The following is a 14147-nucleotide window of genomic DNA, read 5'->3' as shown; positions in this document are numbered from 1 at the left end:
TATGTGTTCGTCGCACCATGCGCATCAATGGATGCTTTGTCCGCAGTGTGATCTGATGACACAGTTGCCAGATATCCGTCCGGGCAGCAAGGCAAGCTGCCCGCGATGTCATACAACACTACAGTCTAACTGGGTTGAGCCGCAGAAGCGGCCAACTGCCTACGCCATTGCCGCGCTGTTTATGCTGCTACTGGCGAATTTATTTCCTTTCATCAATATGCACGTTGCCGGGCTGAGTAGTGAAATTACCCTGACGAAGATCCCTCAGGTGATGATTTCTGATGACTACAGCAGCCTGGCAACCTTTTTCCTGCTGTTCGTTCAGGGCGTTCCTGCATTCTGTATGCTGGTGATCCTGCTATTGATGAACGATGTTCCTTTGCCCACAGGGCTGAAACGCATTATGGCTCGGGTGCTGTTTCAGCTCAAAGCCTGGGGCATGGCAGAAATCTTTCTGGCGGGCGTTCTGGTCAGTTTTGTGAAGCTGATGGCTTACGGTGATATTGGCATCGGCACCAGTTTTATCCCCTGGTGCCTGTTCTGCATGCTGCAGCTCAGGGCTTTCCAGTGCATCGACCGTCGTGCGCTGTGGCTGCGGATCGCACCCTTGCCGGCCCTGCCTAAGGCACCCCAGCCTGCGGTCAGTGGCCTGCGTCAGGGGCTGCGTTCCTGCGCCTGCTGCACTGCCGTTCTGCCCGGTGATACTCTCGAATGCCCCCGCTGTGGCACGCACGGGCATGCCCGGCGTAAACACAGCCTGCAATGGACGATGGCCTTACTGATTACCTCAATACTGCTCTATATTCCTGCCAACCTGATGCCGATTATGATTACCGAGGCGCTGGGTAACAAAATCACCTCAACGATCATGGCGGGCGTGATTTTGCTCTGGAGCGATGGTTCCTTCCCGGTGGCGCTGGTGATATTTATTGCCAGCATCATGGTGCCAACGCTAAAAATGATGGCCATTGGCTGGCTGTGCTGGCATGCCAAAGCACATGACAGCCAGAGGCAGGACAGTGAAAGGATGCACAAAATTTATGAAGTCGTAGAGTTCGTTGGGCGCTGGTCAATGATTGATGTCTTTGTTATTGCCGTGCTGTCAGCGCTGGTTCGTATGGGCCAACTGATGAATATTTATCCTGCCAACGGGGCACTACTGTTTGCCCTGGTGGTGATCCTGACAATGTTTGCCGCAATGACATTTGATCCCCGTCTCACCTGGGACCGGATAAAAGAAAAGAGCACTGAGGAGCCTGCAAGTGACGGACAATAACCACGGCACAGCCACGGTAGATAAGATCAAACGCTGGTCACCGGTGTGGATTATTCCCATCGTGACCATTTTGATCGGAGCATGGATTTTGTTTTACCACTTCAGCCACCAGGGGCCGGTCGTCACGCTGATCACGACCAACGCGGAGGGAATCGAAGGGGGAAAAACCACCATTAAAAGCCGCAGCGTTGACGTGGGGGTAGTGGAAAGCGCTGTCCTGACGGATGACCTGCATCACGTGGAAATCAAAGCACGGCTTAACTCCGGTATGGAAAAATTGCTGCGCCAGGACAGCGCGTTCTGGGTGGTGAAACCGGCCATTGGCCGTGAAGGGATCACCGGGCTGGGGACGTTACTTTCTGGTGCCTATATCGAGCTGCAGCCGGGCTCTAAAGGTGAAACAGCGGCACAGTATCAGCTGCTGGATGCGCCACCGCTGGCTCCGCTGGATGCGAAAGGCATCCGTATCACACTGGACAGTGAAAAGGCCGGGCAGCTCAATGCTGGCGACCCGGTGCTGTTTCGTGGCTATCGCGTGGGTTCCGTTGAGACCAGCGCCTTTGACGCCGATAAACGCATGATGACTTACCAGCTGTTTATCACCGCACCTTACGATCGGCTGGTCACCAATAATGTTCGCTTCTGGAAGGACAGCGGTATTGCTGTTGATATGTCAGCCTCCGGGATGCGTGTGGAAATGGGATCGCTGACTACGCTGTTTAGCGGTGGGGTCAGCTTTGACGTTCCGGAAGGATGGGAGCGCGGCCAGCAGGCTGAAAACAAAGCTGAATACCGCCTGTTCAACGATCAGCGCAGTATCCAGGATTCGCTCTACAGCGAACACAAAGACTTCCTGCTGTTCTTTAATGATTCTATTCGTGGTCTGCAAAAAGGAGCACCGGTTGAGTTCCGCGGGATTCGTCTCGGAACGGTGGCTGAAGTGCCGTTCATGATGCCGGGCATTGCCCAGAGTCTGAACAATGATTACCGCATTCCGGTGTTAATCCGTATTGAGCCAGATCGTTTCCAGAAACAGCTTGGGAAGGATTTTGATTTCGAGCAGCATCTGAAAGATGGCATCAGTCACGGGCTTCGGGCTTCACTGAAGTCGGCTAACCTGCTGACCGGCTCCCTGTATGTTGACCTCGATTTCTACAACAATGTCAAACCGGCGACCGGGCCGGTGACCTTCGCCAGCTATGAACTGATCCCAACCGTGAGCGGTGGCCTGGCGCAGATCCAGCAGAAACTGATGGACTCACTGGATAAGATTAATAGTCTGCCGCTGAATCCCCTGCTGAACGAAGCAACGGGAACCCTGAAAGAGAGCCAGCGGACACTGCGCGAAATGCAGAAAACGCTCGACAGTCTGAATCAGATTACCTCAAGCCAGTCGATGCAGGAGCTGCCTGCTGATATGCAGAGTACGCTGCGTGAACTCAATCGCAGCATGAAAGGCTTCCAGCCGGGTTCACCTGCTTACAACAAGATGGTGGGCGATATGCAGCGTCTCGACCAGGTGCTGCGCGAGCTGCAGCCGGTGCTGAAAACGCTGAACACCAAAAGTAATGCGCTGGTATTTGAAGCAAAACCCGGCCAGGACCCACAGCCGAAGAGGGCGAAATAATGATGAAATGGATCCCCGTAGCGCTGGCATTAGCGCTCACCGCCTGTAGCGGCAGCTCGCAACCGGCTTATTACCAGTTACCGACGGCAGGAGGCTCGTCGGTTGTCACCAGCCGCACGGTGACGACACCGGTTTGGGTAGAGCGCGTCTCTGTACCGGATTATCTGGCCGGAAACGGCGTGGTGTATCAGAGCAGTGATGTGCAGTTTGTGATTGCTGCACAAAATCAGTGGGCCAGCCCGTTAGATCAGCAGCTACAGCAGACGCTGGTCTCAAATCTCAGTGCGACGCTGCCAGCGGCTCTCATCTCGTCAACCCCTCTTGGGCAGCAGCATGACACGCTGAATGTCACTGTCACCGGTTTCCATGGTCGTTATGACGGCCATGCTGTCATCAGCGGTGAGTGGGTGCTGGAGCATAATGGCAAGCTGCAAAAGCAGGCATTTTTGCTGACACTTCCGCAGGATGAAGACGGTTATGATGGGCTGGTCAGAACGCTGGCTAAAGGATGGCAGCAGATTGCGGGGCAGGTCGCTAATGCGATAATCCGTGAACAATAAGACAATTTAAACTAACGCGCTAAGCCTTTGATTGTTGCAGATGTATATTTCTGCACCTTCAAAGGCTTTTTTTTTAGTAATCAGCCGGATAGTCATCCTTTTTTAGCCATTTTGGTGAGTGACAACTGATTAACCCGGCGCAAAATTATGACAATGGTGTGAAATTTTTGCGTTGATCTTTATTCCCGGTCGCGGTAGAACTTATGAGTGGTTGCACGAAACGTAACCACTGTTTTCTTTCCACCAGATTCCACCAGACTAAATGAGGGAAACGCGGCATGAAGAGACAGAAACGAGATCGCCTTGATCGGGCACAATCACGAGGGTATCACGCAGGCATTACAGGACGCTCAAAAGAGATGTGTCCGTATCAGATGCTGGATGCCCGATCTCACTGGTTGGGAGGTTGGCGACAAGCCATGGAGGACAGGTCGGTTACCGCGTAACGCCTGTTATTGAAAGGGAAAGACCTCCGCCTGATTAAGCGGAGGTCTTCGTTTCTAACGTCTGATCACCGAAAACTCAGAAAGCAGTCGTATCTTTAAACAGACCTACTTTCAGGTCGGTCGCGGTATAAATCACGTGACCATCGACCAGCACTTCGCCATCTGCCACGCCCATCACCAGTTTACGGTTGATAACACGTTTGAAGTGAATACGGTATGACACTTTTTTCGCGCTTGGCAGAACCTGCCCGGTGAATTTCACTTCGCCTACGCCCAGTGCACGGCCTTTACCTTCTGCGCCTAACCAGCCGAGGTAGAAACCAACCAGCTGCCACATTGCATCCAGGCCAAGACAGCCAGGCATAACCGGGTCATTGATAAAGTGACAGCCGAAGAACCACAGGTCTGGATTGATATCCAGTTCAGCTTCAACGAAGCCTTTGCCGTAGTTACCGCCGTCTTCGGTCATCTTAACCACGCGGTCCATCATCAACATATTGCCTGCTGGCAATGGCGGGCCTTCTGCGCCAAATAATTCACCGCGACCGGAGGCAATCAGGTCTTCTTTTGTATAGGATTCGCGTTTATCTACCATATTCTCAATAAGCCTTATTTTAATGAAGAACGGAGTTTAGCTTACACGTGTACGCCGGACAAGTCCGATCAGCCTGGACTGAACCAGTTTAACCAGCGCAGCGGCCAGGGACGATGGCGCGGATCCGGATGCATCATCTGCGCAATACGTTCCTGAATGGAGCGCATCAGACAGGAGCCTGTTTCTTTGTCCCATTCCATGCCGGTTAACAGCGGTAACGCTTCCTCGACGCTGGAGACGGCCCAGAGGTGGAATTTTCCATCCCGGACGGCGTCTACCACGTCCTGCTGCAATGAAAGGTGACGTACATTAGCGGCAGGGATAATCACACCCTGGCTCCCGCTTAGCGTGCGCTGATTGCAGATATTGAAGAAGCCTTCGATTTTTTCATTTAAGCCGCCCACCGGCTGTACACGGCCAAACTGATCGACAGAACCGGTTACGGCTATCTGCTGATTGATCGGCTGCGAAGCCAGCGCACTAATCAAAGCACAAAGTTCTGCCAGCGAGGCGCTGTCGCCGTCCACTTCGGAATAGGACTGTTCAAACACCAGCGAGGCGGAAAAAGGCAGCTGCTGTTCAAGCTCTAACTCAGCGATCAGCCAGGCCTGCATAATCATCATGCCTTTTGCATGAATATTTCCGCCCAGCTCCGCTTTACGCTCAACATCGGTAAATTCGCCGTCACCCACGTGAACCACACAGCTGATACGGGAAGGTTCGCCGAATGCACGAGGATGGCCGGGGAACTCCATTACGGAAAGCGCATTGATCTGGCCAATCATTTCGCCTTCGGTTTCAATCAGGATCTGATCAAGCAGGATCTCATCACGAATACGTTCAGGCAGGAAACCTTCGCGCCACTCGCGGGTGCTCAGCGCGTCCTGCAGATTTTGAGCGGATAGCCGATCGTCTTCACTATAAAGTGCGGCGTCCTGAAGCTGACGGCCAAGCCACTGTGGGTCCAGCGGCAGGGTATCCTGATCGCCGGTGTAGCGGGCAGCTTCACGGATCAGTACCGGCCAGAAATCGGGGGATGGCAAAGGGTAGCCCAGGCTGGTAGAGACATTCTGTACCCACTGCAGCCAGTGCGTGAACTCTTCCTCATCCACCAGTTGGATATTGTCTTCAAACTCGCTGTACAGTGACAGGGCGGCCAGTTCGGGCTCCATATCCTGGAAATCCGCCAGCACATCACGTTCACCAATCAATACCAGGCGAAACGCCATCGGCATAGAAGGGATCGCCAGTGGAAGAGGGCGGGTTTCATCCTGGGAGTACCAGTCAAAACGCTGATTAACCATAATCTGTTTAAGACGCAGCCACAGTAAAGGCTGTGCCATCAGCGCACGAAGGGAAAGAATTAACACGCCACCGTTGGCGCGGTGTACCAGGCCCGGTGACAGAGTGATTCTGGACTGATGGATGCGCACACAGCCAAAAAGCTGCTCTGCCTCAATCCACTCGGCCTGATGTATGCCACCTTCACTGGCGAAATTATCTGCAGCACTGTGTGCCGGACGCCAGTTAACCGCATGTTCGCTGATGTCATACTGACCACCGTAAAGCGTCGGCGATTCTTCATTCTCGTCAGCGATGGTCGCGAGAATATTTTGCAACAAAGCGAGATATTCAGCGCTCTCAGGACTTTTAACCAGCATGAGCGGCACTTTGGCCGGAGTTTGCAGTAACAGGCTCAGGCCATTGAACAGACGAGCCTGCACGGAGGCAAAGCATTCTGTTTCAGCAGCAAGTTCCTGCGAGAGAAGGTGCTGGAAGCGTTCGGTATCGGGCTGTAGGGCGCGCCACTCTAATCGGTTGTTGGTCAAAGTTATCGTATTTTTTCTGAGAGGAATAAAAGCGGCATTATACAATATTTCAGCCTGTTAAGCACAGCAGACATGCACATCCCTACGGCTTGCGTTAACATTGCGACACTTGTCCCTGTTTTGTTTGCAGCCTGAAGAAAAAAAGCTGTTATTCTTAACCTGTTATGTAGTCAGCATGAGATTCCGATGAAATATCAGCAGCTGGAAAATCTTGAAAGCGGATGGAAATGGAAATACCTGGTCAAAAAACACCGGGAAGGTGAACCGATCACGCGTTATATCGAGTTGAGCGCAGCGCAGGCCGCCGTCGATGAACTCTTAGTGATGGAAAACCGGCCAGTTGAGGTATTGAAATGGATTAGTCTGCATATCAATCCGGCGCTGGAAAACCGTATGAAGCAGACCATTCGCGCGCGTCGTAAACGGCACTTTAACGCCGAACATCAGCACACGCGTAAGAAGTCAATCGACCTCGAATATCTGGTATGGCAGCGTCTTGCCGGTCTGGCACTGCGTCGTAACAGTACGCTTTCCGAGACCATCGTGCAGTTAATCGAAGATGCAGAGCGAAAAGAGCAGTACGCCAGCCAGATGTCTTCCCTGAAGCAGGATCTGAAAGCCATACTGGGCAAACCAGAATAAATTGACGCGAAGTGGCCGCCGGTCTGCTCTCTCAGGAAAATATTCAGCCAATAAAAAACCCCGCCGAAGCGGGGTTTTTTTTAACGAGATAACTTAAGCCTGTGGCTGAGTTACAACGTCTTTGATGCCTTTAACTTCGATTTCTACGCGACGGTCTGGCGCCAGGCAGTCGATCAGGGCATTACGGCCTTTCACGCTGTCACAGGTGCTGCCGGTAACTGGGTTAGATTCACCCTGGCCACGTGCAGAAACTTTGTTAGAAGGGATGCCTTTAGAAACGAGGTAGTCTACAACAGACTGAGCACGTTTCTCAGACAGTTTCTGGTTGTACTGGTCTGAACCGATACGGTCAGAGAAGCCCAGAACTACAACAGAACCATCTTTAGGATCCAGATTGCTCAGCTGGGTGTACAGCTGATCCAGAGCCTGCTGACCTTCTGGTTTCAGAGTCGCTTTGTTGAAGTTGAACAGCACGTCTGACTTCAGAGTGAAACGCTTGGTTTCAACAACTGGAGCTGGAGCTGGTGCTGGAGCAACAACTGGCGCTACTGCATCATCCTGACCGAAGCGGTAAGAAACACCGACGCTCAGCATGGAGTTATCAGGACGCGCACCAACGGTGTTTGCGTCGCCGATGTTGTTAACCCACTGGTAGTCCAGACGGGTTGCCCAGTTTTTGGTCACTGCATATTCAACACCAACAGCAGCCAGTGGAGAAACACCGGTGTCGTGGTCGCTGATGCGGTTGCCGTTAGCATTCTGGGTGGAGTCTGCACGCCATACCATGCCGCCCAGACGGGTGTAAACGTCCAGATCGTCCATTACTGGGTAGCTTAATTTAGCTGCCAGCTGAACGCCCTGTGCTTTGAAAGCACCGTTTACGTTGTTGCCTTTGTTAGGCATACGGCCTAACCAGTCGTAACCCAGCTCGAAGCCCAGGTACTGGTTAGCCTGGTAACCACCGAACGCACCAGCACCAAGCTGGCTTTCGTGCGATGGACCATCGTTATCTTGGTAACCGTTACCGTAGTAACCTTTGTCGTGGTACTGAGACCAGCCCAGTTTAGCACCGGTATACCAGGTGTCATCTTTAGGAGCGGCCTGCGCTACGGTAGCGAAGCCAGCCAGTGCCACTGCAATTGCGATAGCTGTCTTTTTCATTTTTGCGCCTCGTTATCATCCAAATAGGCAATGAGCTTTAAGTTAGCTCTTTGGTTTAATCCTTCGCCGGGTAAGAAGCTCGATTATGACTCTTCCAAAAAATGGAGGTTATTGAGCACCCTGGCGAGCTAAAGTCTACAACGTACCAGCAAACTTACAAGTATGATGTGACGATGGTCAGCAAAAAAACAGGGTTTCATACACATTTTTTAACATTTAAGGGTGAATTCTTTGCTCGAAAAGGGGTCTGAGAATGCTGCTAACCCATTGTCCCGCCGCGTCATAACATAATCAGACGGTTAAGTTGCCTCGTGCAGAGAAAAAGCCTGAGATAATTCTTATTTTTACTTAATGATACAAAGAAGGATGAATTCTCAGACGATTAAGTGGTCGTGTTGAGGAATAAACTGAGCTTTCTGAGCGCATAATCAGCCCCAAAGCCTGGCCTGAAGATGCCGCTTCCTGCAAACGCAGACGATCATTTTCTGATACATCTTCTGAAATCCACCCCAGAACCACACTATAATTTCCTGTCTGAAGCGCTTTGATCATTGCCTCAACGGTGGTGATGGCACTCGACCAGGGAGACTGCATAATCTTATCCAGAGGAAGTCCGGATCGTTGCAGCCAGTCGCGGCTGAGTTTTTGTTGCGGAGCGAGCCATAGCTGCCAGCGGGACTGCGTCCCCAGTTGCTGCAGCAAAGGCAACAGCAGCAACTGAGTCATGCCGGGTTGATTCTCACTGTAAACCAGTTCGCTGATCAGGCCATTAGCACAAGCAGGCACCGAAGATGCTGGCTTAGTGACGAGCAGATTACGATGAACAGATTGAGATTTCAGGGAATGTGTACGCATAGTGTCTTCGCTCACAGTTGACTGTATGGATATACAGTATATCTGTGGTGAACAAAGATCAACCTTAATCTTATCGGTTAAAAAGCGTCTGCAGAGACTGCACCAACACCCCGTCTTCCCGCTGGAACTCATTTAACTGGCTGAAGTGGTCATCATCGCCAATCTCCTGATAAAGCACATCAGTATCGACGTGATGCATGCGTGCATACAGATCTTTTGAATGCCTGATTAACTCACTGAGTTCCCCGCCCCCGACGTGGATGTGAGCGGGAACGCCTGCGCGGTGGATGTGGTTCGCCGGACTGAACTGCTCTATCTCCTGCGGACTTAACGATAGCTTGTCATTCAGCCAGCAGAGACTGATGGGTAATAAATCAACCAGAGCACTGATCGGCATTGCGTGAGAAACGACAGGATGCTGGAGATGCATGGCCGTTAAATGCCCCCCGGCGGAATGCCCCCCAAGACAGATTTTGCCTGGGACCAGGTTAAATTCCGCAGCATGCAGCTGCAGAAAATCGAGCAGTAAACCGATTTCCTGCACGATACGGGTCATCGAGGCTTCGGGCGCCAAGGTATATTCCGCAAGGATCACATTTATCCCGGCATCCAGAATGCCGCTGGCAATAAAAGCAAAATCCTCCTTCTTACAGTTTTGCCAGTACCCGCCGTGGATAAAAATAAAAGTTGGGCTGTTTTCACTGCCTGAAGGGAAATAGTCAAATTTAGTCGCTGGCATCGTATGATAAGCAAGATCCTGCAACACTTTGCGTTTCGCATAAACAGCTTTGCTTTTTGTCTGAAAATCCTGCATTACGGCAGGAAAGTCAGCCACAGCCTGGGTGTTATTGTATGCCGCGTCTAACTGGACACGGTTCATTCCGCGGTAAATGACGTTCATGTTTATCCTTATTTTTTTAATCTCAGTCAGGATAGGGTGTTGTCTTAACGCGCCTTAGGCAAATGATGGTATCAGTATCGTCTGTGGCGCAAAACACATCGGAATGTAGCTGTCTGAGAAGTGTCAGTCGGTGACATGATGCTTTTTATGAAAAGGATCATCTCTCCGCTCATCTGGCATTTCCGCCGTATCTGCAATTGTGCCATGAGGATTAAGATTACGATGATGTAATGTAGAGGCTAACGGATTGGCAGGTTGACTTCCTTGTGCTAATGCCACCGCCGAAATTAACAGAAAGAAAACGGCCACCAGGGTTTCACTTATTTTCATTTTTACACTCTATGCAGTCAGGGTTTCAGGTAAGGCTACTCTGGTCTTTTTATTGTCATGAACTGTCATGCAAATATAAATGTTTTTAGTGACTTGTGTGAAATCACATCGGGCTTCATGTGGCAAAACTTTATCGCAGCAGAGCGTTAAATTGTGGAATGAAATATCACAATATTTTTATTAATATTTAGCATTTCATCAAAAAAAATAAAAATAGCAGAGAGCAACAAAGTTTATGACTAGTGGAACTAATAACATGAATCAATGATGAAGACTCAGTTATTAAAAATGTAAAACTCCGGTTGTCCCGGCTGGACTTAACATGTCTTAGCCGGCTACCCCTGAGAAAGGCCAGCCGGTTCCGTTGGTGTTGTATTTTTGATTTTTTAATATAAATCAATTTTTGTTGTTCCCGACAGCAGTCGATTTATCGTAACGTCTCGCAAAAAAATAATGTAAAGCTGTTTTACGTGATTTATTCATTGTGCTTGTAATACGAATTGCCTATTTTATTTTTCTTTAGTCAGCATGGCTAAGTTGCACACGTCGCGTAAAACAGGGAGTCGTTATATGAATAAATCAAAGAGAATGATTGAAGAAGCCAAACAGCGTTTAATTCCACTGGGTGAGGTAAAGTCGCGTACACAGTTCGGTGGCTATTGCCTGGCAGTGGAAAAAACGGTATTCGCCGTCGTGGCGGAAGGTGAGTTGTACCTTCGGGCCTGCGAGCAGGTACAGCCCTATATTGCTGAACGTAAAATGAAGCCGCTGAGTATGAAAAAACGTGGCATACCGGTCGAGCTTAACTATTTCCAGGTGGATGGGGCTCTGTGGTCAGACGGTGAGCAACTGCTGGCTCTGTCACAACTTTGCCTGCAGGGAGCAAGGCGACAGCAGCAGGAGCGAAAGAAAAACCGACGCCTGAAAGATCTGCCAAATTTAGGGATACGAATGGAAACGCTACTGCGGCAGGTCGGGATTAACACTGTCGAGATGCTGATTCAGAAAGGGGCCAAACGCAGCTGGCTGCTGTTGCATGACTGTAATGAGAATCTGGGGTTAAGCGTATTGTTTGCCTTGCAGGGGGCGATTGACGGGCGGCATTACGCCGCTCTGCCGTCAGAGGTGAAAGAAGACCTGCGGATCTGGTTCCAGTACAACGCGCTGCGCGATCGAAAAAAGCGCAGCGATCGCGACTAGCCGCGTAAGGAAATTTGTTTTTTCAGAAGAGTAATTTCCGGCAAAAGAGCCACCAATAAACCCACCTGTTGCAGTACCAGTGGCTCTTTTGTGTCTGCATCTGCATCATAATTTTGAATACGCACGGCAAGGCTGTCCATCATGCGCTGCGCTTTGGCTTCATCAACAATTTCAATATGCAGCACGTCGTCAACATAGCAGACGGCATCATCGAGGAGTTGCAGCATCGCATCATTGTCTAATTTCTCCCGATGCGCGCCCAGAGCTGAAACATAGCTGAGGAACGAATGATTAAGACATAAAAGCCTGAAGGCCGCGTCGCGCAGTGCCTGGTCCGACTTATTTTCTACGGAAAGACTGGATACCACCGAGGCCAGTTCAGCATCACCGTTGTGAGCATCACGACGGGCAATACGATAATCGAGGCGGTTATCTTTTCCCTGGTGATACTGCACCAGAATGGCGTCCAGATAGCGACAGTTGGCATTGAGCGTCCGCTCTGCCACGGCAGAAAGCCGACGAAAACGCCAGTCAGGCCAGATAAACACGACGGCCAGCCAGGCAATACCACAGCCAATCAGCGTATCAATAATCCGCGGTAGCGCGACTTCGAACCCTTCGCCCAGCAGGTTAAAGCAGAGCAGCACCAGCAGCGTGATAAACATCGTGGCATGAGCATACTGGACGTTACGAAAGGCAAAGAACAGAACGCCGGTGACGACCATCAGTATTAACTGCCCTTCGATGGAAGGAACCAGCCACAGCAGCGGTAGCCCGAGAATAATACCGGCCAGCGTACCAATAATGCGCAGTGCAAGCCGCCGACGCGTAGCGCTGTAGTTCGGCTGACAGACAAACAGGCTGGTCAGTAAGATCCAGTAGCCGTGTTGCAGGCCGGTAACCTGAATAAAGGCATAGCCCGTACACAGCAACAGCGACATCCTGACCGCATGACGAAACAGCGGGGACTCCGGGCTGAGGTGGCGACTGAGACGCAGGCGAATATCGCTCCACCCCGTTAACCCTTCACTGGATAGCGTCTGGTCGTGCTGGGATTCTCTCTCAGCCAGCACCTGCTCAGACTCGATAGTCGCCAGCTGCGCATCAATAGCTTTCAGATTGTTCAGCAGATAAGTCATCGCCTTTATTTCAGCGCTGTCAGGCTGCTCGGTTTCAATGCGGTGCAGGGCGGCGTGCAGATTAGCAAAGGCACGTTCAAAACGGGCGTCGTGTTGATAGGACTCGCGCAGCAATATGGCGCGCGACAGCCGCTGGCAGGCCTGTGCCTGGAGCGACAGCAGGCGCTGAAAGCGGAACAAAATATCGCTTGAACCCCAGGCTTTACGCAGCGCGTGATACTGAACGTGTGACGAACTGGCCCGTTCATGGATATCCTGGGCAACAAAATAGTAGTGCAGGGTGCGTTGTGTTCCGCGCTGGCCACGGTCGCCGCGCAGGCGCGTCTGTATCGAGGCTTTAGCCTGGTTGAGCAACGTTACCAGTTGGCTGTTGGCCATCGCCACATCGATTAGCGTTTGATGGTCATCGCCTTCGATATCGGGGTCGAACAGATTAGCCTTAGCGTCCAGGTAGCGTGCCAGCTGCGCGAAGCAGCGGGAGAGGCTCTCCTGCAGCGGGCGTATAGGGAATAGCAGGTGACCTGCCAGCGTCAGCAGGTTGTACCAGACGGCACCCAGCAACAGCAGCGCTGGCTGCAGATACCACTGCGGAAATAAATTAATTCCCAGCATGGTATAGATAGCGATCAGCAGTGCCCCGAAAGCGATAGTGGCATAGCGAGGCCCCAGCGCGCCCAGCAGGATAAAACCCCAGCTGGAGATTGCCAGCCCGGCAACAAACAGCCAGGGGTGAGGGAACAGTAGCTCAACGGAGACCGAGGCAATACAGAAACAGACCAGCGTGATGAGCAGGTTACGAAGACGTCCGGCCAGTCGGTCATCCAGGTCAGCCAGCGCGGCTGCCACCACACCCAGCGTCAGCGGTATCGTCCAGGTGATCTGGTGCAGCCACCAGGGGACGGCAGCCGTGCCAGCCAACGCCAGGGTAATGCGAATATTGTACAGCCAGGCACTGTTGAAGGCGTAACGACGCAGACTGCCGATCATTCTTTTACTCATAATGGTGAATCAGCGAAAGCGTGCGCGCGCGTTGGCTTCGCGAGCCGCCTGCGCCACTTCAACGGAAACCACACGGCGGCCTACCGGCCAGAGCGCAATCGCAGCAATTTTAAAGTTAGCAATCCCGACGGGGATGCCAATCACGGTAATGCACTGCGTAATGCCAGCCATGATATGCATCACGCACAGCCACCAGCCAAACAGCACCAGCCAGAAAATATTGAGCAATGTACCGCCAGAATTAAGCAGCACACTTTTACCTGCGGGATTCAGCTCATCAACGTGAATGGCCTCGTTACCGTAGGGGAACAGCGACAGTCTGGTGATCTCCCAGCAGGATCGGGTCAGCGGCAGCGTGAAGATAAAGACAATACTCAGCACAGTCGCGACCAGCCATGAAAACGTGGTCAGGAATCCACCCAGCACAAAATTAAGAATATTTAATACGGTGCGCATAAACGCGTTTTCCTTCGGCAGATAACGGTGATTAACCGACAATTCCTTGATTGTAACGTGTTTTAGCGCTGGAGCGGTACACGACAGCCAGTTAAACTGTCTGATGATGAAAATAACCGCAGCCAGGGTCA

The 14147-nt window shown here is 51.6% G+C and carries 14 protein-coding genes; 6 read left to right on the top strand and 8 right to left on the bottom strand.

Annotated elements, in window-relative coordinates; translation table 11 throughout:
- Position 1: 1 nt before the first annotated feature.
- From pqiA to rmf, 4 genes are all read left to right on the top strand, one after another.
- Positions 2 to 1276 carry a membrane integrity-associated transporter subunit PqiA gene (gene pqiA / locus ABEH87_RS06865; protein ID WP_346575129.1) on the top strand — a complete coding sequence of 425 codons (1275 nt, stop codon included), beginning with the start codon at positions 2 to 4 and terminating at the stop codon, positions 1274 to 1276.
- A complete protein-coding gene (pqiB, locus tag ABEH87_RS06860; protein ID WP_346575127.1) occupies positions 1263 to 2903 on the top strand; it encodes an intermembrane transport protein PqiB in 1641 nt (546 codons plus the stop codon). Before pqiA ends, pqiB begins: the two co-directional genes overlap by 14 nt.
- The gene (gene pqiC / locus ABEH87_RS06855) at positions 2903 to 3463 is read left to right on the top strand and encodes a membrane integrity-associated transporter subunit PqiC (protein WP_346575125.1); all 561 of its coding nucleotides are present in this window, start codon (positions 2903 to 2905) and stop codon (positions 3461 to 3463) included. The genes pqiB and pqiC overlap by 1 nt, the downstream gene beginning before the upstream one ends.
- Before the next feature lie 278 nt (positions 3464 to 3741).
- A complete protein-coding gene (rmf, locus tag ABEH87_RS06850; RefSeq protein ID WP_072277417.1) occupies positions 3742 to 3909 on the top strand; it encodes a ribosome modulation factor in 168 nt (55 codons plus the stop codon).
- Positions 3910 to 3985: 76 nt separating this feature from the next.
- On the opposite strand, the gene fabA is transcribed toward rmf, so the two are convergent.
- Positions 3986 to 4504: a bifunctional 3-hydroxydecanoyl-ACP dehydratase/trans-2-decenoyl-ACP isomerase gene (gene fabA / locus ABEH87_RS06845; RefSeq protein ID WP_346575122.1), complete on the bottom strand. Its 519-nt coding sequence runs from the start codon at positions 4502 to 4504 to the stop codon at positions 3986 to 3988.
- A gap of 68 nt (positions 4505 to 4572) precedes the next feature.
- Positions 4573 to 6333 carry a Lon protease family protein gene (locus ABEH87_RS06840; protein WP_346575120.1) on the bottom strand — a complete coding sequence of 587 codons (1761 nt, stop codon included), beginning with the start codon at positions 6331 to 6333 and terminating at the stop codon, positions 4573 to 4575.
- 186 nt (positions 6334 to 6519) lie between these two features.
- On the opposite strand from ABEH87_RS06840, the gene matP reads away from it, so the two are divergent.
- Complete coding sequence (gene matP / locus ABEH87_RS06835) at positions 6520 to 6975, top strand: macrodomain Ter protein MatP (protein ID WP_346575118.1); 456 nt, start codon at positions 6520 to 6522, stop codon at positions 6973 to 6975.
- A gap of 93 nt (positions 6976 to 7068) precedes the next feature.
- Here the strand turns inward: matP and ompA are convergent, their stop codons facing one another.
- The 4 genes from ompA to ABEH87_RS06815 form a co-directional block, all read right to left on the bottom strand.
- The gene (gene ompA, locus ABEH87_RS06830) at positions 7069 to 8136 is read right to left on the bottom strand and encodes a porin OmpA (RefSeq protein WP_346575116.1); all 1068 of its coding nucleotides are present in this window, start codon (positions 8134 to 8136) and stop codon (positions 7069 to 7071) included.
- A 348-nt stretch (positions 8137 to 8484) separates the two neighbouring features.
- On the bottom strand, positions 8485 to 8991 hold the full coding sequence (gene sulA / locus ABEH87_RS06825) for an SOS-induced cell division inhibitor SulA (protein ID WP_346575114.1): 507 nt from the start codon (positions 8989 to 8991) through the stop codon (positions 8485 to 8487).
- Between the two features lie 70 nt (positions 8992 to 9061).
- Complete coding sequence (locus tag ABEH87_RS06820; RefSeq protein WP_346575112.1) at positions 9062 to 9892, bottom strand: alpha/beta hydrolase; 831 nt, start codon at positions 9890 to 9892, stop codon at positions 9062 to 9064.
- Between the two features lie 123 nt (positions 9893 to 10015).
- Positions 10016 to 10222, bottom strand: a complete 207-nt coding sequence (locus tag ABEH87_RS06815) for a hypothetical protein (protein ID WP_346575110.1) — start codon at positions 10220 to 10222, stop codon at positions 10016 to 10018.
- A gap of 570 nt (positions 10223 to 10792) precedes the next feature.
- Here ABEH87_RS06815 and ABEH87_RS06810 point away from each other — a divergent pair.
- Positions 10793 to 11422 (top strand): TfoX/Sxy family DNA transformation protein, encoded by a 630-nt coding sequence (locus ABEH87_RS06810; protein WP_346575108.1) that lies wholly within the window; start codon positions 10793 to 10795, stop codon positions 11420 to 11422.
- On the opposite strand, the gene yccS is transcribed toward ABEH87_RS06810, so the two are convergent.
- Together yccS and ABEH87_RS06800 are read right to left on the bottom strand one after the other, a co-directional pair.
- Positions 11419 to 13560, bottom strand: coding sequence for a YccS family putative transporter (gene yccS / locus ABEH87_RS06805; protein ID WP_346575106.1), 2142 nt, complete (start codon positions 13558 to 13560; stop codon positions 11419 to 11421). The two genes, ABEH87_RS06810 and yccS, sit on opposite strands and share 4 nt — an antisense overlap.
- 9 nt (positions 13561 to 13569) lie before the next feature.
- Positions 13570 to 14016 carry a YccF domain-containing protein gene (locus ABEH87_RS06800; RefSeq protein ID WP_346575104.1) on the bottom strand — a complete coding sequence of 149 codons (447 nt, stop codon included), beginning with the start codon at positions 14014 to 14016 and terminating at the stop codon, positions 13570 to 13572.
- Positions 14017 to 14147: the final 131 nt, after the last annotated feature.

This window comes from Erwinia sp. Eh17-17, from assembly GCF_039675725.1.
Classification (GTDB): Bacteria; Pseudomonadota; Gammaproteobacteria; order Enterobacterales; family Enterobacteriaceae; genus Erwinia.
The sequence above is the reverse complement of the archived record's forward strand: the minus strand, read 5'-3'. Positions and strand labels throughout refer to the sequence as shown.

Bases quoted from the DNA above. Each gene is read 5' to 3' on its own strand.
- pqiA (WP_346575129.1), top strand. From the start codon at position 2: ATGTGTTCGTCGCACCATGCGCATCAATGGATGCTTTGTCCGCAGTGT.
- pqiC (WP_346575125.1), top strand. From the start codon at position 2,903: ATGATGAAATGGATCCCCGTAGCGCTGGCATTAGCGCTCACCGCCTGT.
- rmf (WP_072277417.1), top strand. From the start codon at position 3,742: ATGAAGAGACAGAAACGAGATCGCCTTGATCGGGCACAATCACGAGGG.
- fabA (WP_346575122.1), bottom strand. From the start codon at position 4,504: ATGGTAGATAAACGCGAATCCTATACAAAAGAAGACCTGATTGCCTCC.
- matP (WP_346575118.1), top strand. From the start codon at position 6,520: ATGAAATATCAGCAGCTGGAAAATCTTGAAAGCGGATGGAAATGGAAA.
- ompA (WP_346575116.1), bottom strand. From the start codon at position 8,136: ATGAAAAAGACAGCTATCGCAATTGCAGTGGCACTGGCTGGCTTCGCT.
- sulA (WP_346575114.1), bottom strand. From the start codon at position 8,991: ATGCGTACACATTCCCTGAAATCTCAATCTGTTCATCGTAATCTGCTC.
- ABEH87_RS06820 (WP_346575112.1), bottom strand. From the start codon at position 9,892: ATGAACGTCATTTACCGCGGAATGAACCGTGTCCAGTTAGACGCGGCA.
- ABEH87_RS06815 (WP_346575110.1), bottom strand. From the start codon at position 10,222: ATGAAAATAAGTGAAACCCTGGTGGCCGTTTTCTTTCTGTTAATTTCG.
- ABEH87_RS06810 (WP_346575108.1), top strand. From the start codon at position 10,793: ATGAATAAATCAAAGAGAATGATTGAAGAAGCCAAACAGCGTTTAATT.
- yccS (WP_346575106.1), bottom strand. From the start codon at position 13,560: ATGAGTAAAAGAATGATCGGCAGTCTGCGTCGTTACGCCTTCAACAGT.
- ABEH87_RS06800 (WP_346575104.1), bottom strand. From the start codon at position 14,016: ATGCGCACCGTATTAAATATTCTTAATTTTGTGCTGGGTGGATTCCTG.